This is a genomic window from Cellulomonas sp. P4_H4, assembly GCF_056400865.1.
Genome location: NZ_JBFUKL010000004.1, coordinates 23,768 through 43,355 on the forward strand (window position 1 = coordinate 23,768; position 19,588 = coordinate 43,355).

The following is a 19,588-nucleotide window of genomic DNA, read 5'->3' on the forward strand; positions in this document are numbered from 1 at the left end:
CGCATGTCCACCCTGGAGATCCGCGACCTGCACGTCAGCGTCGAGACCAAGGAAGGCCCCAAGCAGATCCTGCGCGGAGTCGACCTGACGGTCGCGAGCGGCGAGACGCACGCCATCATGGGCCCGAACGGCTCCGGCAAGTCCACGCTCGCGTACTCGCTGGCCGGTCACCCGAAGTACCACGTCACCAGCGGCACCGTGACGCTCGACGGCGAGGACGTCCTCGCGCTGTCGGTCGACGCTCGCGCTCGTGCGGGCCTGTTCCTCGCCATGCAGTACCCGGTCGAGGTTCCCGGTGTCAGCGTGAGCAACTTCCTGCGCACCGCGAAGACCGCGATCGACGGCCAGGCCCCGCCGCTGCGCTCCTGGGTCAAGGACGTCCGCAAGGCGATGGACGACCTGCGCATGGACCCGGCGTTCGCCGAGCGCTCGGTCAACGAGGGCTTCTCGGGCGGCGAGAAGAAGCGCCACGAGATCCTGCAGATGGAGCTCCTCAAGCCGAAGTTCGCGATCCTCGACGAAACCGACTCGGGTCTCGACGTCGACGCGCTCCGTGTCGTGTCCGAGGGCGTCAACCGCGTCAAGGAGAACCCCGACGTCGGCGTCCTGCTGATCACGCACTACACGCGGATCCTGCGCTACATCAAGCCCGACTTCGTGCACGTCTTCGTCGACGGCAAGGTCGCCGAGGAGGGTGGCCCGGAGCTGGCCGACCGCCTCGAGAACGAGGGCTACGACCGCTTCCTGACCACCGCGACCACGGTCGTCTGAGACTCGCCATGACCAGCACCCTCGAGGTTCCGGCCCGGACGCTCGACGCGACCGAGCTGGCTGCCGTGCGCGCGGACTTCCCGCTGCTCGCACGGACCCTGCGCGGCGGACGCGCGCTGGTGTACCTCGACTCGGGTGCCACCTCGCAGAAGCCCGAGGTGGTTCTCGACGCCGAGCAGGACTTCTACATCCAGCGCAACGCCGCCGTGCACCGCGGCGCGCACCAGCTGGCCGAGGAGGCCACCGAGGCGTTCGAGGACGCGCGCGACCGGGTCGCGTCGTTCGTCGGCGTCTCACCGGGGTCGCTGGTCTGGACGTCGAACGCGACGGCGGGCATCAACCTCGTCGCGTACGCGATGTCGAACGCGTCGCTCGGGCGCGGGGGAGCCGACGCACAGCGGCTCGCCCTGCGGCCCGGCGACGAGATCGTCGTCACCGAGGCCGAGCACCACGCCAACCTCGTGCCGTGGCAGGAGCTCGCCGCTCGCACGGGCGCGACGCTGCGGTGGATCGGGGTCGAGGACGACGGGCGCCTGCGGGTCGACGAGCTCGACACGGTCGTCACCGAGCGCACCAAGGTCCTCGCGTTCACGCACGCCTCGAACGTCACCGGTGCCATCACGCCCGTCGCGGCGTTCGTCGCGAAGGCGCGCTCGGTCGGGGCGCTCACCGTGCTGGACGCGTGCCAGTCGGTGCCGCACCTGCCGGTGGACCTGACCGCGCTCGGCGTCGACTTCGCCGCGTTCTCGGGGCACAAGATGCTCGGCCCGACCGGCGTCGGCGCCCTCTACGGCCGTCGCGAGCTGCTCGAGGCCATGCCTCCCGTGACCACGGGCGGGTCGATGGTCGAGGTCGTGACCATGGAGCGCACGACCTACGCGCCGCCGCCGCAGCGGTTCGAGGCCGGCACGCAGATGGTCTCGCAGGCCATCGGGATGGGAGCCGCGGCGAGCTACCTGGGTGAGCTGGGCATGGACGCGGTCGCCGCGCACGAGCACCACCTCGCCGGTCTGCTGCTCGACGCCGTCGCCTCGGTGCCGGGTGTCCGGGTCATCGGCCCGACGGACACCCGCGACCGGCTGGCGACCGTATCCTTCGTGGTGGACGGCGTGCACGCGCACGACGTCGGCCAGGTCCTCGACGACGCGGGCGTGGCCGTCCGCGTCGGTCACCACTGCGCGCAGCCCCTGCACCGCCGGTTCGGCGTAGCGTCCACCTCACGGGCCAGCGCCGCCGTCTACACGACGGACGAGGAGATCGAGGTCTTCCGGGAAGCACTGGCGGGGGTCCGGACGTTCTTCGGTCTGGAGGTGTCATGAGTTCCCAGATGGAGCAGCTGTACCAGCAGGTCATCCTCGACCACGCGAAGTTCCCGCACGGTCGCGGCCTGGGGCTCGTGGGGGACCATGTCGGTGAGTCCCACCAGGTCAACCCGACGTGCGGCGACGAGGTCACGCTGCAGGTCGACCTCTCTGATGGCGTCGTGCGCGACGTCCGCTGGGAGGGGCAAGGCTGCAGCATCTCCCAGGCCTCAATCTCCGTCCTGCACGACCTGGTCGTCGGCAACGACCTGGCGACCGTCGACCAGCTCGGCGGCACGTTCCGCCAGCTGATGTCCGCCCGCGGCAACGGCCTGGACGACGAGGCCGCCGAAGACTCGCTCGGCGACGCGACCGCCTTCACCGGGGTGGCCAAGTACCCCGCCCGCATCAAGTGCGCACTGCTCGGCTGGTCCGCGCTGACCGACGCACTCATCAAGACCGGCGCACGTCCCACGGAGGACTCATGACCACCCAACCGTCTCCGACCACGGTCGCCGATGTCGAGGAAGCCTTGCGCGACGTCATCGACCCCGAGCTCGGGATCAACGTCGTCGACCTCGGCCTGATCTACGGCGTCGTCATCGACCAGACGAACACCGCGATCATCGACATGACGCTCACGTCCGCCGCCTGCCCGCTGACCGACGTCATCGAGGACCAGTCCGCGTCCGCCCTCGACGGCATCGTCGACGGCTTCCGCATCAACTGGGTCTGGATGCCGCCGTGGGGTCCCGAGAAGATCACGCCCGACGGCCGCGAGCAGATGCGGGCCCTCGGCTTCAACATCTGACGCTCGACGACGGCGACCTCACGAAGGGCAGCACGATGAGCGGCGAGCTGGTGGTGCCCGAGACGCGGGGGATCGATGTGGAGCTGCTGTCCACGATCGACCTCGGCCCGGAGATCCCGGGCATGGAGGGTCTGCGGCTCAGGACTCGTCGGGTGACCATGGCACCCGGCGCAGTCTTCGGGCCGGTCCACGACCACCGGGGCCGACCGGGAACCGTCTACGTGCTCGAGGGCACGATCACCGACCACCGGGACGGCGTCGCCACGGACTACGGGCCTGGGCCAGGCTGGCCCGAGGACCGGAACACCGTGCACTGGCTCGAGAACCGCGGGTCCGTTCCGGCGGTCGAGGTCTCCGTGGACGTCGTCGGGCCCTCGTAGCGCTAGACCGTCGTCACCATCACGCAGTTGCGCGGCCCCTTGGGTCGCTGGTACTCGAACCCCGCCTTCTCGAAGAGCGTCCGGGTGCCGCTGTAGAGGAACGACGCCGACATCTTCTTTCCGCCCGTGTCGTGCGGGTAGGCCTCGACGATGCCGCCGCCCGCCGCCGCGATGAGGTCCAGGGCTCCGCGCAGAGCGACGCCCGACATCCCTCGACGTCGATAGTCGCGATCGACGAAGAAGCACGTGATCCGGTAGTCGGGCGCCTGGTCCAGTCCGGCCTCGTACTGCTTGCGGTGGTAGATGTTCGGCAGCTCGGTGGGGGTTCCGTACTCGGCCCACGCAACCGCCGCCTCGCCGTCGAAGACGAGTGCCGCGTGTGCGACGCCGTCGTGGACGAGGCGCTCCTTCATCAGCCGGCTGCCCTCGGCGCCAGGAGCCCGGTCCGGGATGCTCGGGTGGAAGTACGTGCACCAGCAGCCGCCCCACACGCCGTTGTGCTTCTCGGCGAGCCGGGCGAACGCGTCCCAGGTGTCCGGAGTCAGTGCCCTGACCTCGTAGTCGGCCATGCGCGCCTCACAGGGTGTCCGCAGCGAACGTGTCGCAGGCCTCCAGGGTGCCCTGCTCGTAGCCGGTTGTGAACCATCGTTCGCGCTGCTCGCTCGTGCCGTGCGTGAAGGCGTCGGGGTTCACGCCGCCTCCCGACTGCTTCTGGATGTGGTCGTCGCCGACCGCCGACGCCGCACCCAGCGCGTTCTGCAGCTGCTCCTTCGTGATCGGGTTCAGGAACGGCTTGCCGGTGTCCGGGTCGAGGGTCTCGGTCGCGTCGCCCACCCACATGCCCGCGTAGCAGTCGGCCTGGAGCTCGGTGCGCACGGAGTCCGAGTCGGCCCCGGTGCCCTGACGGTCCGCCTGGTCCATCACGCCCGTGATCTGCTGGATGTGGTGGCCGTACTCGTGCGCGACCACATACATCTCGGCCAGCGGACCGTCCTCGGCCCCGAGCTGCGACTCGAGGTCGTCGTAGAAGCTCACGTCGAGGTAGATCGTCTGGTCGGGCGGGCAGTAGAACGGGCCGGACGCGCTCGAGGCGTTGCCGCAACCCGTGCTCGTCGCCTGCGAGAAGGAGACGACTCCCGGCTGGCTGAACGCGGTGGGCACCGCGGCGGACCAGTAGACGTCGAGCGACTCGATGCTCCCCTCGAGCCGGCAGTCGCGGTCGGAGTTCGCCTCCGAGGCGGAGCACGCCGCGAGGGTGCTCTCCGCCTGCTGACCACCGCCCTGGCCGCCGGCCACCTGGTTGACGACGTTCGCGAGGTCGTTGTTGCCGGTGGCCTGCAGGATCAGGATCAGGGCCACGACCGCGATCCCGCCGATGCCGCCGCCGACCGCGACACCACCCTTGCCAGGTCCACGTCTGCGCACGCGGCCCGCGTCGAAGTTGCCACCCTCCTGAAACGTCATGAAAGCAACGTAGCTGCGCTCGCGCTCAGCCGCTCAGGGACGACCTGTCGCATCGACCGACCCCTGCGGCCAGGGGATGCCGCGTGCACGTCGAGGACGTGTCGCCACCGAGCCTGGTCAGTCCTCGCCCAGACCGCGGGCGGCGAGGGCGTCGCCGGTGGCGCGCGCGTGGGCGACCATCCGCACGGCGGCGGGGACGAGCACGGCCCTCGGGTTGCGCTCCAGACCGCGTGCACGCGCGGCGTCGCGGGTCTCGGTCGTCGTCCGCACTAGCACCGGGATGGTGCGCAGGAACAGACCGACGGTGAGCCCGAACAGCTCGGGGGAGAGTCCGACGTGACGCAGCGGCCGACCCATGCGGGCGAGCACGTCGAGCAGGGCGTCGGCACGCGTCGTTGCGGTGACGAGCGTGCTGACGAGCACGAGCGCGACCAGGTCGACCGCGACCTCGACCGCCGTCTGCCAGTCGCGCGCCCACCACTGGTAGCCACCGATCATCGCGGCGATCACGAGCGTCGGGACGAGGCCGCGGGTCGTCCGGTGCCAGGGCACGCGGGAGACGAGCTGCAGGAGCAGCGCGACGCCGAGCGCGACGAGGGCCGAGGCAGGTCCGTCTGCCAGGACCACGACCAGCGCGAAGACGGCGAGCAGGGCGAGCTTCAGGCCGGCTGGTGCGCGGTGCAGGAGGCTCGAACCCGGGTGGTAGAGGCCGAGGGGCCCGGTCCACGGCGGACGCAGCGGTCCCTGGCTCACGGCCGACCGGCTGTCATGAGCTCGCGGTAGAAGCCGACCGCGGGAGCCGGGTCCCCGTCGAACACCACGTCGCCCTGCTCGACGACGAGGACGCGATCGGCCTGCAGTGCGGCGTCGAGGTCGTGCGTGACGACGACGACCTGCTGGTCGAGGCCCGCGAGCAGGGTGTCGACGACGCCGCGCCATCGCAGGTCGAGAAGCGTGGTCGGCTCGTCGCAGACGAGGACCTGCGGCTCGGTGGCCAGCACGGACGCGAGAGCAAGAAGCTGGCGTTGGCCCCCGGACAGCGAGTGCACAGGGACCTCGGCGCGGTCTCCGAGCCCGAAGCGGTCCAGGGCGGCACGCGCTGCGCGGTCCCTTCCGGCCGCGTCCAGGGGGAGCCGGCGGAGCGACAGCGCGACGTCCTCGACGGGTGTCGGCATGACGAGCTGCGCATCGGGGTCGGTGAACATGAACCCCACCCGACGGCGCACCGCGGCCCCGTCCTTCGCCGTGTCGAGACCGTCCACGTGGACGGTGCCCGACGAGGGCAGGACGAGGCCGTTGAGCAGGCGCGCGAGCGTGGACTTGCCGGATCCGTTGGCGCCGACGATCGCGATACGGCGCTCGGCGAGCTCCAGGGTCACCGGCCCGAGCAGGCGCACGATGCGGTCCGCACCGCCTGCCGGATCGGGGCTGTACGCGGTGACCTGGACCTCGTCGAGCGTGATCACGTCTAGCGGCGGTTGCGCAGCATGTCGGGGAACGCGCGGAAGATCGCCATGGCGACGGCCGCGGCGGCGAGATTCTTGATGACGTCGCCGGGCCAGTAGACGACGTCGATCGCGAGGGCCTCGTGGAAGTCGATGCCCAGTCGTGCCATGAGGCCGAGGATTCCCGCGGGGTGGATGCTCAGGAAGCTCGCGGCGAGACCTGCCACGACCAGGGCGACGTACCGCAGGGCCCCCACGGCGAACTCCGAGGACACGCGACGATCGACCAGCCGCAGGCCGATACCGGCGAACAGGCCGGCGAGGACTGCGGCGACGGGGAACGCGAGCAGGTAGCCGACCGACGGCTTGCTCAGGACGGCGACGCCGCCGGTGCCCTCCGCGAAGATCGGCAGGCCGATCAGCCCGAGCGCGAGGTAGAGGAGGGTGGCCAGCCCGCCGCGGCGCCAGCCGAGCACGAGGCCGGACAGGATCACCCCGAACGTCTGCAGCGTGATGGGGACGCCGGACGGCGTCGGGATGCCGGGCAGGATCGCGCAGACCGCGATGAAGGCTGCGAAGCTCGCGATGAGCGCGATGTCGGTGGCCGCCGACGACCGGGCGACCGGTGCGGCGAGGACGGGCACGTCGGTGATGGCGGGTACGGCGTTGTCAGGTGCGCTGGACATGGTGACCCCTCGAGCGTCGTTGACGGTGAGCGGGAGATCCCGCTGGGGACGGCTGTGTCCTACGACTCAGCGACCGGCTGCAACGCTAGCCGCACGTAGACTCTTAGGCGTTTGTGCCGGCGACCAAGAGGCGCACGGCGATATCGGAGGAAACCGTCAAGTGATCACCGCCCAGGCTGTCGAGCTGCGCATCGGCGCACGTGTGCTGCTCGAGGAGTCGTCGTTCCGCATCGCGGGAGGCGACCGGATCGGGCTGGTCGGTCGCAACGGCGCCGGCAAGACGACCCTCACCAAGACCCTCGCGGGCGAGACGCAGCCGACCGGCGGCCAGATCGTCCGGTCGGGCGACGTCGGCTACCTGCCGCAGGACCCGCGCACCGGCGACCTAGAACAGCTCGCCATGGACCGCGTCCTCAGTGCCCGCGGCCTCGACGAGATCGTCCGGGCCTTGCGCGCGACCGAGACCGCGATGGCGAGCGAGGACGACGCCGTCCGCGAGAAGGCGATGGACAAGTACTCCCGCCTGGACGCCCGCTTCAACGCCGCCGGCGGTTACGCCGCCGAGAGCGAGGCGCACCGGATCGCGTCGAACCTCGGCCTCGACGAGCGCGTGCTCGGCCAGACGATCGGGACGCTCTCCGGTGGTCAGCGCCGCCGGGTGGAGCTCGCACGGATCCTGTTCTCCGGCGTCGAGACGCTGCTGCTCGACGAGCCGACCAACCACCTCGACGCCGACTCGATCATCTGGCTGCGCGACTACCTGAAGTCCTACAGCGGCGGGCTGATCGTCATCTCGCACGACGCCGACCTCCTGCGTGCCGTCGTGAACAAGGTGTTCCACCTCGACGCCAACCGCTCACAGCTCGACCAGTACGCCCTCGGCTGGGACGCGTACCTGCAGCAGCGCGAGACGGACGAGAAGCGCCGCCGCCGCGAGCGGGCCAACGCCGAGAAGAAGGCCTCGACGCTCATGGCGCAGGCCGACAAGATGCGCGCCAAGGCGACCAAGACCGTCGCCGCGCAGAACATGGCGCGCCGGGCCGAGCGTCTGCTGTCCGGGCTGGAGGACGTCCGCGCGTCCGACAAGGTCGCGCGCCTGCGGTTCCCGGAGCCCGCAGCCTGCGGCAAGACTCCGCTGACGGCCGCGGACCTGTCCAAGACGTACGGGTCGCAGGAGGTCTTCACCGGCGTCGACCTGGCGATCGACCGGGGGAGCAAGGTCGTCGTCCTCGGGCTCAACGGTGCGGGCAAGACGACCCTGCTGCGCATCCTCGGCGGCGTCGAGAAGTCGGACACAGGCGAGGTCCGTCCGGGTCACGGCCTCAAGCTGGGCTACTACGCGCAGGAGCACGAGACGCTCGACCTCGACCGGACGGTCGTCGAGAACCTCAAGTCCTCCGCCCCGGACCTGACCGAGACCCAGGTGCGGTCCGTCCTCGGCTCGTTCCTGTTCTCGGGCGACGACGCCGACAAGCCCGCCAAGGTCCTGTCCGGCGGGGAGAAGACCCGGCTCGCGCTCGCGGCCCTCGTCGTCTCGTCGGCCAACGTCCTGCTCCTCGACGAGCCCACGAACAACCTGGACCCCGCGTCCCGCGAGGAGATCCTCGCGGCGCTGCGCGGGTACTCCGGCGCGGTGGTCCTGGTCTCGCACGACGAGGGCGCCGTCGCGGCCCTCGACCCCGAGCGCGTCCTGCTGCTCCCGGACGGCGACGAGGACCTGTGGAACCCGGGCTACCTGGACCTGATCGCGCTGGCCTGAGGCCGGGCAGACGAACGGCCGGTGCCCTGCGGAGGGCACCGGCCGTTCCTGCTCTCAGTTCCTCGTGATCGTGAACGCCGGGCAGGTGTTGACGATGTCGTGCGAGTTGTTCGTCATCACCAGGTTGGTCAACGTCACCGCACGGATCCGTCCGGCCTTTGCGCGTTTGCCCGGTCGACCGTGACGTTGGTCAGCGCACAGCGTCAGCGGGTCGAGCGCTCGGCCTCGTCGAGCTGGGCGTCGATCAGAGCGTCCTCGGCGTCCTCGTCGCGGCCACCGCGACGGTGCGGCACGTTCGGGTCGCCGGCGCGACGCTTGGGCACGGGACGTCGGCGGGCAGGACGCGGGTCGTCGCGCGTGGGCCACAGCGCCGGGCCGTCGCCCTGCGGCTGCGGCGGCAGCTCCTGCGGCGGAGCGTTCTCGTACTGCTCCTCGAGCAGCTCACGCCGAGCCATGTAGAGGAACGCGATGAGCCCGCCGAGCGCGAACGCCCACCACTGGAACGCGTAGGAGAGATGCGAACCTGGATCCGTGCTCGGTGCCGGCAGCGGTCCGAGCAGCGCGCTCGCGGGCGGCGACTCCGACGCGAGCGCGCCGTACGCGTCGAACGTCGTCTCGTCGGGAGTCCCGGCCGCGTCCAGCACCTGCCCGACGGAGATCGCCTGCACCTGCCCGGGCGGCGCCGAACGGTTCGAGGCGGGCTCGTCCTGGCGCAGGATCGCGGTCAGGCGCACCGTGCCGGTCGGGGGCGCGGCCGGGTCGACCGCGGCGTCCGACGTCTCGCCGGTCGGTACCCAGCCCCGGTCGACCACGAGCACGGTGCCCGCCAGGGTCGGCTCGGGCGCGGTCCCCGCCGACGCGTCCTCGACGACGAACGGGACGAGCACGTGGTACGCCGCCGTCCCGTTGACCGGCCGGTTCCGCAGCAACGCGCCGGAGTCGGGCGCGTAGTGCCCGATCGCCTCGACGCGCCGCCACACGTCCTCGTCCGCGAGCGGGGAGTCCGTGGTCGGCAGAACCTCGTCGAGCGGCACGGGATCGGCCTGCGCGTTCGCCTTGACCACCGCGATCGCGTGGTCACGCCAGACGTGCCGGTTCCACTGCCAGCGGCCCAGGAAGGTGCACGCGGTGGCGACGACGATCGCGACGAGGACGAGCCCGGTCGCGCGACGGGCCGCGGGGCTCATGGCGCGTCGGCCTGCTCGAGCGTCGACGCGGGCACGACGTCACGCAGGAAGTCGCGGACGCCCAGGTACTGCGACAGGTGCTCGCGATGGTCGTCGCACGCGAGCCACACCTTGCGGCGTTCCGGCGTGTGCAGCTTCGGGTTGTTCCAGAGCAGACCCCACGTCGCCGTCGCCCGGCACCCTCGCGCGCTGCAGACCAGGTCGTCGACGGCGTCCGGCGTCGGTCCGAGCAGGCTCACGCGTCCGACTCCGGACCTCGGCCCGACGTCGGTGCCGGGCCCAGCCCGCCGGGCTCGCCCGTCCCGCCGGTGATCTCCCGCTGGGTCAGGTAGTCCGCGCCGTCGGTGTTGCGCTCGCGGCCGGCGTTGGCGAACAGGACGGCGGAGTACGGCAGCACGACGGTCGCGACGAGAAGGATGAGCGACGCCCAGCTCGGGATGTGACCCCACGTGAACACCGCGAGCAGGAAGCAGACGACACGCACGGACATCTGGATCACGTAGCGGTTCTGACGACGAGCCAGGTCTTGCGCGAGCGACTCCGGGGCGGTGGTGATCCTGTGCACCTCGCCCTCGGAGGCGTCCTGGCGTCGGGGGTTGCTGCTCACCTCCTGATGGTAGTCCGGTCCTGGTGAGGTGCCCCGCCCGGGCTTCGGGTACTCCTGAGCCTTTCTCAGGTTCACGCGCCGCTTGTGCAGGTCCCACAACGCTTCCCGAGGAACATGTGGGCGGCCGGTGCCGTGACGTGGGGCGGACGTCGGATAGCGTCGTGTCCCGTGCCTGAGACTTCCGACAACGTGACCCCCACTCCGCGCAGCGTCCTCGTGACCGGAGCCAACCGCGGGATCGGCCGCTCCATCGCCGAGCGGTTCGTGGCGAACGGTGACAAGGTCGCCACGATCTACCGCTCCGGTGACCTCCCCGACGGCGTCCTCGGCGTGGTCGGCGACGTCCGCGACACCGCGAGCGTCGACGCCGCGTTCGCGCAGATCGAGGCCGCGCACGGGCCGGTCGAGGTGCTCGTCGCCAATGCCGGCGTGACGCGCGACCAGCTGCTCATGCGGATGACCGACGAGGAGTTCGACGCGGTCATCGACGTCAACCTCACGGGCTCCTTCCGCTGTGCGCGCCGGGCGAGCAAGGGCATGATCCGGCTGCGCCGCGGGCGCATCATCTTCATCTCCTCGGTGGTCGGCCTGTACGGGTCCGCCGGGCAGGTCAACTACGCGGCCTCGAAGTCGGCGCTGGTCGGCATGGCCCGCTCGATCACGCGCGAGCTGGGCGGCCGTGCGATCACGGCCAACGTCGTCGCGCCCGGGTTCATCGACACCGACATGACGCGGGCGCTGCCCGAGGACCGTCAGAAGGCGTACCGCGACTCGATCCCTCTGGGGCGCTTCGCCGAGCCCGACGAGGTCGCCGGCGTCGTGGAGTTCCTCGCCTCGGATGCCGCCGCCTACATCTCCGGCGCGGTCATCCCGGTCGACGGCGGCCTCGGCATGGGTCACTGATCCACGAACCACAGCTCGACCGAACTAGAGCCTGAACTAGAGAACGGAACGCACATGGGTCTCCTCGACGGCAAGACACTCCTGGTCACGGGCGTCCTCACCGACGGATCGATCGCCTTCCACGTCGCGCGGCTCGCGCAGGAAGAGGGCGCGGAGGTGATCCTGACGTCGTTCGGGCGTCAGTTCCGGCTCACGCAGGCCATCTCGCGCCGCCTCCCCAAGCCTGCGCAGGTGCTGCAGCTCGACGTCACCGACGCGGAGGACCTCGCCGCTCTCGAGGGACGGGTGCGCGAGCACGCCGACCACCTCGACGGCGTCGTCCACTCGATCGGCTTCGCACCGCAGTCCGTCATGGGCGGAAACTTCCTGGCGGGCGAGTGGGACGACGTGGCGACGGCCCTGCAGGTGAGCGCCTACTCGCTCAAGTCGCTCGCGGTCGCGGCCCAGCCGCTGCTCACCCGAGGGTCGGCCGTCGTGGGCCTCACGTTCGACGCGCGCTACGCGTGGCCGGTGTACGACTGGATGGGCGTGGCCAAGGCCGCCTTCGAGTCGACCGCGCGCTACCTCGCCCGCGACCTCGGCAAGGAGGGGATCCGCGTCAACCTCGTGTCGGCCGGACCCATCCGCACCACGGCCGCCAAGTCGATCCCGGGGTTCAACACCATGGAGGAGGGCTGGTCCGACCGTGCCCCCCTCGGCTGGGACGTCAGCGACCCCGAGCCCACCGCGCGCGCCGTCGCAGCGCTGCTGTCCGACTGGTTCCCCGCGACGACCGGCGAGATCGTGCACGTCGACGGCGGCGTCCACGCGATGGGTCTGTGACGTCGCGGCGGTGCGCTCGACCGCTCGATGATGGGACGCTGAGCCGGTGACGCCCGATTCCGGCACCGCTCGTCAGCTGATCCTGCTGCGCCATGCCAAGGCGGAGCACCCGGAACGCATCGAGGACATCCAGCGTCCGCTGTCGCTCGTCGGGCGTCGCCAGGCGGGCCGTGTCGGCGCCACGCTGGCCGAGGACGGCCTCGTCCCCGACCTCGTGCTGAGCTCCTCGAGCGTGCGTACCCGGCAGACCTGGGAGCTCGCTCGTACGACCCTCGGGGCCACGCCGGAGGTGCGGTTCGTCGAGGGGATCTACTACGCGGGCGCGCGCGAGCTCCTGGAGATCGTGCAGGGGGTGTCCGACGACGTCCGCACGTTGCTCGTCGTCGGGCACGAACCCACGATGTCCCAGCTCGCCGCTGGCCTCGCGGGCCCGGACTCCGACGAGACGACCCTGGCGCGCGTGCGCGTCGGCGTACCGACCGCGAGCCGCTCCCTGCTCACGGTGCTCACCGTCTGGACCGAGCTCGCGCCCGGCGGTGCGACGCTCCGGCGGTTGACGCTCGCCGAGTGATCTACCGCGGCGCGGCCGCGGGCGCGACGACGAAGAAGCCCGGCCCCGATGGGCCGGGCTCCTTCGATGTCAGGCCGTGAAGACAGGGAGCGTGAGGACCGCGTCGAGACGGTCCTCGACGACCGCGTCGGCAGCGGCGCAGAGCAACGGCTTGGCGTTGTACGCGATCCCGAAGCCGGCCGTGGTCACCATGTCGATGTCGTTGGCGCCGTCCCCGATCGCGACCGTCCGGGTGAGGGGCAGGTCCACGCGTGCGGCGTAGTCGCGCAGCGTCACAGCCTTGGCGGCCCGGTCCACGACGTCGCCCGACACCCGGCCGGTGAGGCGCCCGTCGAGCACCTCGAGCCGGTTGGCGTGCGTCAGCGTGATGCCCAGCCTGGCGGCGAGCGGCTCCACGATCTCGATGAAACCGCCGGAGACCAGGCCGACGGGCCACCCACGCGCCGCCATCTCCGCGATGAGCTCGGTCGCGCCCGGCGACAGCTCGAGCTCGTCGAGGACGTCGGTGAACACGGAGACGGGAAGCCCGGCGAGCGTCGCGACGCGCTCGTGCAGCGAGGCCGCGAAGTCCAGCTCGCCACGCATCGCGCGCTCGGTGATCTCGGTGACCAGCTCCTCGGACCCGGCACGGGCCGCGAGCATCTCGACGACCTCGCCCGTGATGAGCGTGGAGTCGACGTCCATGACGAGGAGACGACGTCCGGGAGAGAGATCTAGAGCGGGGCCGGGGGAGGTCACGGGACGTGAGGGTAGCCGGTCGGCGACTCAGTCCGCCTCGATGACCGCGCCCTTCGGGACGACCGTGATCCCCGACTCCGTGACCGTGAACCCGCGTGCCCGGTCGTGCTCGTGGTCGAGCCCGATCCGCACGCGCTCGGGGATCACCACGTTCTTGTCGATGATCGCCCGGTGGATCTGCGCGTACCGACCCACCTCGACGTCGTCGAAGAGCACCGAGTCCGTGATCTGCGCCCACGAGTGCGCACGGATGCCCGGCGACAGGATCGAGCCGCTGACCGTGGCCCCGGAGATCAGCACGCCGGGGGAGACGATCGAGTCGGCCGCGTGCCCGAGGCGCCCGGCGCCCGCGTGCACGAACTTGGCCGGTGCCAGCGACGTGTACCCGTTGTAGAGCGGCCACGCGTTGTTGTAGAGGTTGAACACCGGCTCGATCGAGATGAGGTCGATGTTCGCCTCGTAGAACGCGTCGATCGTCCCGACGTCCCGCCAGTAGTTGCGGTCGCGGGGGGTCGAGCCCGGCACGTCGTTGCGGATGAAGTCGTAGACGCCCGCGGTGCCGCGCTCGACGAACCAGGGGGCGATGTCGCCACCCATGTCGTGACGCGAGTTCACGTCCTCGGCGTCCGCGGTCACGGCGGCGACGAGCGCGTCGGCGTTGGCCACGTAGTTGCCCATGGACGCGAGGATCTCGCCGGGGGAGTCGGCCAGCCCCACCGGGTCGGTCGGCTTCTCGCGGAAGCGGGCGATGCGGGTGGGGTCGTTCGGGTCGACCTCGATGACGCCGAACTGGTCGGACTCGTCGATCGACTGACGGATGGCGGCAACCGTGAACTCGGCCCCGGAGGCGATGTGGGAGTCGACCATCTGGGAGAAGTCCATGCGGTACACGTGGTCCGCACCGACGACGACCACGATGTCCGGACGCTCGTCGTCGATGATGTTGAGGCACTGGTAGATGGCGTCGGCGCTGCCCAGGTACCAGTGCTTGCCGACGCGCTGCTGCGCCGGGACGGCGGCGACGTAGTTGCCGAGCAGTGAGCTCATCCGCCAGGTCTGCGCGACGTGCCGGTCCAGGCTGTGGGACTTGTACTGGGTGAGCACGATGACGTGCAGGTACCGCGAGTTGATGACGTTCGACAGTGCGAAGTCGATCAACCGGTACAGGCCCCCGAAGGGCACCGCCGGCTTGGCTCGGTGTGCAGTCAGGGGCATGAGGCGTTTGCCTTCCCCACCTGCGAGGACGATAGCGAGAACCCGTGGCGCTGCCATGCCATGACCCTAGGCCCCCGCCGCGGTGTCAGCGAGGCCAGCCGCGGCTCACGCGCTAGCGTGTCGCGAGAAGAGCCGGTCGTCCGTGCCGGTGGGCGAGGGGATGGTGTCGCGTGCGTGTCGATCTGTTGACCCGGGAGTATCCGCCGCACGTCTACGGTGGCGCCGGTGTCCACGTCGCCGGACTGACGCGCGTCCTGGCGCGCACGATCGACGTGCGGGTGCACTGCTTCGACGGTCCGCGCGACGAACCGGGCGTCTCGGGGTACTCGGTGCCGAGCGAGCTCTCGGGTGCGAACGCGGCCCTGCAGACGTTCGGCGTCGACCTGGAGATGGCCGACGCGGTCGGTCACGTCGGTGCCGACGGGGTCGCCTCCGACCTCGTGCACTCGCACACCTGGTACGCGAACCTCGGCGGGCACCTCGCGGGCCTGCTGCACCAGATCCCGCACGTGGTCACCGCGCACAGCCTCGAGCCGCTGCGCCCGTGGAAGGCCGAGCAGCTCGGCGGGGGCTACGCGCTGTCCAGCTGGGCGGAGAAGACCGCCTACGAGGGCGCGGCGACCGTGATCGCCGTGAGCGGCGGCATGCGCGAGGACATCCTTCGCGCGTACCCGGCCGTCGACCCCGATCTGGTCAAGGTGGTCCACAACGGCATCGACCTCGAGCAGTGGCAGCGCCCGACGGGCGACGAGGCGCTCGCCCGCGCCGACGCCACGGTCCGCTCGCTCGGCATCGACCCGACGCGTCCGTCGGTCGTGTTCGTCGGCCGGATCACCCGCCAGAAGGGGCTGCCCTACTTCCTGCGTGCGGTCGAGCTGCTGGCACCGGACGTGCAGGTCGTGCTCTGCGCCGGTGCGCCGGACACCCCGGAGATCCTCGCCGAGGTGACGGGGCTCGTCGACGAGCTGCGCACGCGACGCACGGGGATCGTCTGGATCGAGCAGATGCTCCCGCGCGAGGATCTGATCGCCGTCCTCTCGCACGGCACGGTGTTCGCGTGCCCGTCGGTCTACGAGCCGTTGGGCATCGTGAACCTCGAGGCCATGGCCGTCGGGCTGCCCGTCGTCGGGACCGCCACCGGCGGGATCCCGGAGGTCATCGTCGACCGCGTCACCGGCCTGCTCGTCCCCATCGACCAGCTGCAGGACGGCACCGGGACGCCTGTGGATCCGGCGGCGTTCGTCGCTGACCTCGGGGCGGCGCTCACCGACGCCGTCAGCGACGCCACGCGGACCGCACAGTGGGGGCTCGCGTCGCGCCGTCGGGTCGAGGACCACTTCTCGTGGGAGGCCGTCGCCGAACGCACGTTGACGGTGTACCGCGCTGCCCTCGTGTGAGCTCTCAGCGGCCGGCTGCGTGCGCACGCGCTCTCGTCGTCGGCTGATCAGCCCTTGAGGGTCGTCGCCGCCGCGCTCATCGCGCGGCGCGCCATCCGGTCGACGTCGCGCAGCGCGGTCGAGCGTTGGTCGGCCTGCCACAGGTTCACGGCGGCGCCGTCGTCCTGCGCGGCGAGCATGACGATCGCGCGCAGCCGGGCCGCACTCGTCAGCACGCGGACGGCCCGGCCGTCCAGGCCGTCAGGCAGACGCCAGGCGGGCAGCCCGATGTCCCGCAGAGCGACGATCGCCTCCGCGGCGTCCGGCCGCCAGCGCGCCACGTCGAGCCGCTGCAGCGCCTCTGTCGCCTGCAGCAGTCCCTGGCGCAGGTCGCGCTCGGCCTCGGCGAGCGAGCCGGTGTGCGCGTGCACCCCGTGCCGCCAGTCCGACACCTCGGAGACCTCCCATGTCACGAGGTGCCCGGGCTCGAGGTCGGACCCGAATCGCTCCACGACCGGCACGGCGACGACGCACGTGTGCCCCGTGCGCACGAGGACTGCCTCGCCCGCGTCCGTCGCGGCCGCGCTCACCGCGGCGGGCGTCGCGCCCAGGTCACCGGGTGCCGGCAGGAGGGTGGCGGTCTCGCGCGGACCGGGCTCGAGCGCGTCCAGGAGCGAGGTCAGAGGCTGTGTCGTGACGTCGTCGCGGACGGGGTCGTCGGCGGCCGGCTCGAACCGGACCGTGTGGGGTTCGTCGTCCGACTGGACCGCCTGGAGCAGCGGTCCGCGGACGGCGCCGTCACTGCCGAGCCACAGGGCCAGCAGCACGGAGCGGGGGAGCTCCAGGGCGATGTCCATCCGACAAAGGTAGGACGTCCCGCTGCAGGTGACGGACCTCTCGCGGGTCCGGCGTCCCGTGTGGCCCGTCGCGCGCCCCTGCGGCGTTCCCGCCGGTTAGGGTCGTGCCCATGACCGACGTGCTCGACCTGCAGGCCGTGACCATCCGCCGCGGGACCACGACGATCCTGGACGACGTGTCCTGGACGGTCCGCGACGGTGAGCGCTGGGTGATCCTCGGACGCAACGGCGCCGGCAAGACGACGCTGGTGCAGGTCGCGTCCGGCCGGATGCACCCGACCACGGGTACGGCAGACCTGCTCGGCTCCCGTCTCGGCCGCGTCGACGTGTTCGAGCTGCGCCCCAGGATCGGGCTGTCCAGCGCCGCGCTCGCCGACAGGATCCCGGCGGGTGAGAAGGTCCGCGACGTCGTGCTGACCGCCGCCTACGGCGTGACGGGTCGGTGGCGCGAGGACTACGAGTCGCTCGACGAGGCGCGCGCGACTGACCTGCTGGCGGCGTTCGGCGTCGCGCACCTGACCGACCGGTACTTCGGCACCCTCAGCGAGGGTGAGCGCAAGCGGGTCCAGATCGCGCGCTCGCTCATGACCGACCCGGAGCTGCTGCTCCTCGACGAGCCGGCCGCAGGGCTGGACCTCGGGGGTCGCGAAGAGCTGGTCGGTGCGCTCTCCGAGCTGGCCGGTGACCACAAGTCGCCCGTGCTCGTGCTCGTCACGCACCACGTCGAGGAGATCCCGCCGGGCTTCACGCACGTGCTGCTGCTGCGGCAGGGCAAGGTCTTCGCGGCCGGTCCCGTCGACGAGGTGCTCACGGCGGAGACGCTGTCGGGTGCTTTCGACCTCGACCTCGTCGTGGACAAGGTCGAGGGTCGCTGGACTGCTCGCGCAACCGGCCCACGGTGAGGTCGCGGGCGTCCTACTATCGAAAGCAACTGGTCCGACGTCGGACGCGGCCCTACGCAGGAGAGTGAGCCCGATGGGTTGGCTGTGGTGGGTCGGCGGAGCGTTGATGTTCGGCATCCTCGAGATGCTCTCGCTCGACCTCGTCCTGGTGATGTTCGCCGGCGGTTGCCTCGCGGGCGCCGTCGCGTACCTGCTCGGTGCGTCCGTCGGAGTGCAGATCCTCGCCTTCGCGTTCACCTCGGTCCTCCTGCTCGCCACCCTGCGGCCGTTCCTGCTCAAGCGCCTGCGCGAGCGGACGCCGTTGATCGAGACCAACTCCGCGGCGCTCGTCGGTCAGGAGGCCGTCGTCGTGGCGACCGTGACGGTCGAGGGCGGTCGTGTGAAGCTCAACGGCGAGGTCTGGAGCGCTCGCGTGGACGCGGCGCAGGCGATACCGCCGGGCACGGAGGTGCGCGTGGCGCGCATCGAGGGTGCGACCGCTGTCGTCGCGCCGGTCGTCGGCCCCTGACGTCGGGCTGACCGCCTGGAGCCTTGTACGACGCGCGGGCAGCGTGTCCGAGCGTGATCTCTGGAGGATTGATGGACGAGCTGGGTTCCGGAACGATCGCCGCCTACATCGTCGGTGCGCTTGTCCTGCTGTTCGTCATCGTCGCCCTCGTGCGTGCGGTGCGGATCGTGCCGCAGGCCACCGCGGTGGTCGTCGAGCGGCTCGGCCGGTACTCGAGAACGCTGGATGCGGGTCTGCACCTGCTCATCCCGTTCATCGACCGGGTGCGCGCCGGCGTGGACCTGCGCGAGCAGGTGGTGTCGTTCCCGCCGCAGCCCGTGATCACGTCGGACAACCTCGTGGTGAGCATCGACACGGTCATCTACTTCCAGGTGACCGAGCCCAAGTCCGCGGTCTACGAGATCGCCAACTACATCCAGGGCATCGAGCAGCTCACCGTCACGACGCTCCGCAACGTCGTCGGGTCGATGGACCTCGAGCAGACGCTGACCAGCCGCGACCAGATCAACGGCCAGCTGCGCGGCGTGCTCGACGAGGCGACCGGCAAGTGGGGAGTGCGCGTCAACCGGGTCGAGCTCAAGTCGATCGACCCGCCGGACTCGATCAAGGGGTCGATGGAGCAGCAGATGCGTGCCGAGCGTGACCGGCGCGCCACGATCCTCACCGCGGAGGGCATCAAGCAGTCGCAGATCCTCACCGCGGAGGGCGAGAAGCAGGCGGCGATCCTGCGGGCCGAGGGCAACGCGCAGGCGGCGATCCTGAACGCCGAGGGCGAGGCCCGCGCGATCCTGCAGGTGTTCGACGCCGTCCACCGCGGGGATGCGGACCCGAAGCTGCTGGCCTACCAGTACCTGCAGACGCTGCCGAAGATCGCGGCGTACCCGTCGAACAAGATGTGGTTCCTGCCCTCGGAGCTGACCAGCGCGCTCGGCACGTTCGCGAAGGGCTTCGCCGGGCCGTTCACGCCTCAGGACGAGGAGTCGCGTCCGGCCGGGACGTCCCCGCTCCGCGACGACCTGCCGCCGACCACGCTGACCGACCCCGCCGTGGCGCTGGCCGAGGCGAGGCGCGAGTCGGCCGCTGCGACCGCGGACGCGACCAGCTCGGGGACGCTCAGCGGGGTGCCGTTCGACCCGGCCGTCGAGGTCGGCCAGCGTCCCGGTGCGGGAGCCGTCCCGCCTCGTGCGCCGGAGCCGCCGCCGGCCACGGAGGTCTGAGACCCGACCACCACGTGTTCGCTCACAGCGAACACGTGGTGGGAGTGAGTGCTCACTCAGTTAGGGTC

The 19,588-nt window shown here is 71.1% G+C and carries 24 protein-coding genes; 13 read left to right on the plus strand and 11 right to left on the minus strand.

The features are described 5' to 3' along the window. The first annotated feature begins 3 nt into the window (after nucleotides 1-3). The 5 genes from sufC to AC1DPN_RS13305 are packed head-to-tail and all read left to right on the plus strand — an operon-like array spanning nucleotide 4 to nucleotide 3,263. A complete protein-coding gene (gene sufC / locus AC1DPN_RS13285) occupies nucleotides 4-771 on the plus strand; it encodes a Fe-S cluster assembly ATPase SufC (protein WP_477085236.1) in 768 nt (255 codons plus the stop codon). Between the two features lie 8 nt (nucleotides 772-779). Next, complete coding sequence (locus AC1DPN_RS13290; protein WP_477085237.1) at nucleotides 780-2,090, plus strand: cysteine desulfurase; 1,311 nt, start codon at nucleotides 780-782, stop codon at nucleotides 2,088-2,090. Next, nucleotides 2,087-2,560 (plus strand): Fe-S cluster assembly sulfur transfer protein SufU, encoded by a 474-nt coding sequence (gene sufU, locus AC1DPN_RS13295; RefSeq protein WP_477085238.1) that lies wholly within the window; start codon nucleotides 2,087-2,089, stop codon nucleotides 2,558-2,560. The genes AC1DPN_RS13290 and sufU overlap by 4 nt, the downstream gene beginning before the upstream one ends. Beyond that, the gene (locus AC1DPN_RS13300; protein WP_477085239.1) at nucleotides 2,557-2,883 is read left to right on the plus strand and encodes a metal-sulfur cluster assembly factor; all 327 of its coding nucleotides are present in this window, start codon (nucleotides 2,557-2,559) and stop codon (nucleotides 2,881-2,883) included. Before sufU ends, AC1DPN_RS13300 begins: the two co-directional genes overlap by 4 nt. A gap of 35 nt (nucleotides 2,884-2,918) precedes the next feature. Then, nucleotides 2,919-3,263, plus strand: a complete 345-nt coding sequence (locus AC1DPN_RS13305; RefSeq protein ID WP_477085240.1) for a cupin domain-containing protein — start codon at nucleotides 2,919-2,921, stop codon at nucleotides 3,261-3,263. Nucleotides 3,264-3,265: 2 nt separating this feature from the next. Here AC1DPN_RS13305 and AC1DPN_RS13310 read toward each other — a convergent pair whose 3' ends face one another. From AC1DPN_RS13310 to AC1DPN_RS13330, 5 genes are all read right to left on the minus strand, one after another. After that, nucleotides 3,266-3,832: a GNAT family N-acetyltransferase gene (locus AC1DPN_RS13310; protein WP_477085241.1), complete on the minus strand. Its 567-nt coding sequence runs from the start codon at nucleotides 3,830-3,832 to the stop codon at nucleotides 3,266-3,268. A gap of 7 nt (nucleotides 3,833-3,839) precedes the next feature. Further along, nucleotides 3,840-4,727, minus strand: coding sequence for a KPN_02809 family neutral zinc metallopeptidase (gene ypfJ / locus AC1DPN_RS13315; protein ID WP_477085242.1), 888 nt, complete (start codon nucleotides 4,725-4,727; stop codon nucleotides 3,840-3,842). Nucleotides 4,728-4,844: 117 nt separating this feature from the next. Further along, a complete protein-coding gene (locus AC1DPN_RS13320; RefSeq protein ID WP_477085243.1) occupies nucleotides 4,845-5,480 on the minus strand; it encodes an energy-coupling factor transporter transmembrane component T family protein in 636 nt (211 codons plus the stop codon). Further along, the gene (locus AC1DPN_RS13325; protein WP_477085244.1) at nucleotides 5,477-6,193 is read right to left on the minus strand and encodes an energy-coupling factor ABC transporter ATP-binding protein; all 717 of its coding nucleotides are present in this window, start codon (nucleotides 6,191-6,193) and stop codon (nucleotides 5,477-5,479) included. Before AC1DPN_RS13325 ends, AC1DPN_RS13320 begins: the two co-directional genes overlap by 4 nt. 2 nt (nucleotides 6,194-6,195) lie before the next feature. Beyond that, nucleotides 6,196-6,858 (minus strand): biotin transporter BioY, encoded by a 663-nt coding sequence (locus tag AC1DPN_RS13330; protein WP_477085245.1) that lies wholly within the window; start codon nucleotides 6,856-6,858, stop codon nucleotides 6,196-6,198. A 160-nt stretch (nucleotides 6,859-7,018) separates the two neighbouring features. On the opposite strand from AC1DPN_RS13330, the gene AC1DPN_RS13335 reads away from it, so the two are divergent. After that, nucleotides 7,019-8,617 carry an ABC-F family ATP-binding cassette domain-containing protein gene (locus AC1DPN_RS13335; protein WP_477085246.1) on the plus strand — a complete coding sequence of 533 codons (1,599 nt, stop codon included), beginning with the start codon at nucleotides 7,019-7,021 and terminating at the stop codon, nucleotides 8,615-8,617. Nucleotides 8,618-8,820: 203 nt separating this feature from the next. On the opposite strand, the gene AC1DPN_RS13340 is transcribed toward AC1DPN_RS13335, so the two are convergent. Genes AC1DPN_RS13340 through AC1DPN_RS13350 form a run of 3 tightly spaced genes read right to left on the minus strand, consistent with a single transcriptional unit; the run spans nucleotide 8,821 to nucleotide 10,411 of the window. Beyond that, complete coding sequence (locus tag AC1DPN_RS13340; RefSeq protein WP_477085247.1) at nucleotides 8,821-9,804, minus strand: SURF1 family cytochrome oxidase biogenesis protein; 984 nt, start codon at nucleotides 9,802-9,804, stop codon at nucleotides 8,821-8,823. Continuing rightward, complete coding sequence (locus AC1DPN_RS13345) at nucleotides 9,801-10,043, minus strand: hypothetical protein (protein ID WP_477085248.1); 243 nt, start codon at nucleotides 10,041-10,043, stop codon at nucleotides 9,801-9,803. Before AC1DPN_RS13345 ends, AC1DPN_RS13340 begins: the two co-directional genes overlap by 4 nt. After that, on the minus strand, nucleotides 10,040-10,411 hold the full coding sequence (locus AC1DPN_RS13350) for a DUF3099 domain-containing protein (RefSeq protein WP_477085249.1): 372 nt from the start codon (nucleotides 10,409-10,411) through the stop codon (nucleotides 10,040-10,042). The genes AC1DPN_RS13345 and AC1DPN_RS13350 overlap by 4 nt, the downstream gene beginning before the upstream one ends. A gap of 168 nt (nucleotides 10,412-10,579) precedes the next feature. Here AC1DPN_RS13350 and fabG point away from each other — a divergent pair, with 168 nt between their 5' ends. Genes fabG through AC1DPN_RS13365 form a run of 3 tightly spaced genes read left to right on the plus strand, consistent with a single transcriptional unit; the run spans nucleotide 10,580 to nucleotide 12,707 of the window. After that, nucleotides 10,580-11,314: a 3-oxoacyl-ACP reductase FabG gene (fabG, locus tag AC1DPN_RS13355; RefSeq protein ID WP_477085250.1), complete on the plus strand. Its 735-nt coding sequence runs from the start codon at nucleotides 10,580-10,582 to the stop codon at nucleotides 11,312-11,314. Nucleotides 11,315-11,368: 54 nt separating this feature from the next. Beyond that, the gene (fabI, locus tag AC1DPN_RS13360; protein WP_477085251.1) at nucleotides 11,369-12,136 is read left to right on the plus strand and encodes an enoyl-ACP reductase FabI; all 768 of its coding nucleotides are present in this window, start codon (nucleotides 11,369-11,371) and stop codon (nucleotides 12,134-12,136) included. A gap of 46 nt (nucleotides 12,137-12,182) precedes the next feature. Beyond that, nucleotides 12,183-12,707 (plus strand): SixA phosphatase family protein, encoded by a 525-nt coding sequence (locus AC1DPN_RS13365; protein WP_477085252.1) that lies wholly within the window; start codon nucleotides 12,183-12,185, stop codon nucleotides 12,705-12,707. Nucleotides 12,708-12,776: 69 nt separating this feature from the next. Here the strand turns inward: AC1DPN_RS13365 and serB are convergent, their stop codons facing one another. After that, on the minus strand, nucleotides 12,777-13,445 hold the full coding sequence (gene serB / locus AC1DPN_RS13370; protein WP_477085253.1) for a phosphoserine phosphatase SerB: 669 nt from the start codon (nucleotides 13,443-13,445) through the stop codon (nucleotides 12,777-12,779). Nucleotides 13,446-13,472: 27 nt separating this feature from the next. Beyond that, nucleotides 13,473-14,717 carry a glucose-1-phosphate adenylyltransferase gene (gene glgC, locus AC1DPN_RS13375; RefSeq protein ID WP_477085254.1) on the minus strand — a complete coding sequence of 415 codons (1,245 nt, stop codon included), beginning with the start codon at nucleotides 14,715-14,717 and terminating at the stop codon, nucleotides 13,473-13,475. A gap of 113 nt (nucleotides 14,718-14,830) precedes the next feature. Here glgC and glgA point away from each other — a divergent pair, with 113 nt between their 5' ends. Further along, the gene (gene glgA / locus AC1DPN_RS13380; protein ID WP_477085255.1) at nucleotides 14,831-16,057 is read left to right on the plus strand and encodes a glycogen synthase; all 1,227 of its coding nucleotides are present in this window, start codon (nucleotides 14,831-14,833) and stop codon (nucleotides 16,055-16,057) included. A gap of 47 nt (nucleotides 16,058-16,104) precedes the next feature. Here glgA and AC1DPN_RS13385 read toward each other — a convergent pair whose 3' ends face one another. Then, on the minus strand, nucleotides 16,105-16,893 hold the full coding sequence (locus AC1DPN_RS13385) for a hypothetical protein (RefSeq protein WP_477085256.1): 789 nt from the start codon (nucleotides 16,891-16,893) through the stop codon (nucleotides 16,105-16,107). A gap of 110 nt (nucleotides 16,894-17,003) precedes the next feature. On the opposite strand from AC1DPN_RS13385, the gene AC1DPN_RS13390 reads away from it, so the two are divergent. The 3 genes from AC1DPN_RS13390 to AC1DPN_RS13400 all read left to right on the plus strand — a co-directional run bounded on the left by AC1DPN_RS13390 (nucleotide 17,004) and on the right by AC1DPN_RS13400 (nucleotide 19,520). After that, on the plus strand, nucleotides 17,004-17,795 hold the full coding sequence (locus AC1DPN_RS13390; protein ID WP_477085257.1) for an ABC transporter ATP-binding protein: 792 nt from the start codon (nucleotides 17,004-17,006) through the stop codon (nucleotides 17,793-17,795). Between the two features lie 73 nt (nucleotides 17,796-17,868). Further along, nucleotides 17,869-18,303 (plus strand): NfeD family protein, encoded by a 435-nt coding sequence (locus AC1DPN_RS13395; protein WP_477085258.1) that lies wholly within the window; start codon nucleotides 17,869-17,871, stop codon nucleotides 18,301-18,303. A 71-nt stretch (nucleotides 18,304-18,374) separates the two neighbouring features. After that, entirely contained in the window at nucleotides 18,375-19,520 is a 1,146-nt protein-coding gene (locus AC1DPN_RS13400) for an SPFH domain-containing protein (protein ID WP_477085259.1), read from the plus strand. Nucleotides 19,521-19,588 lie beyond the last annotated feature (68 nt).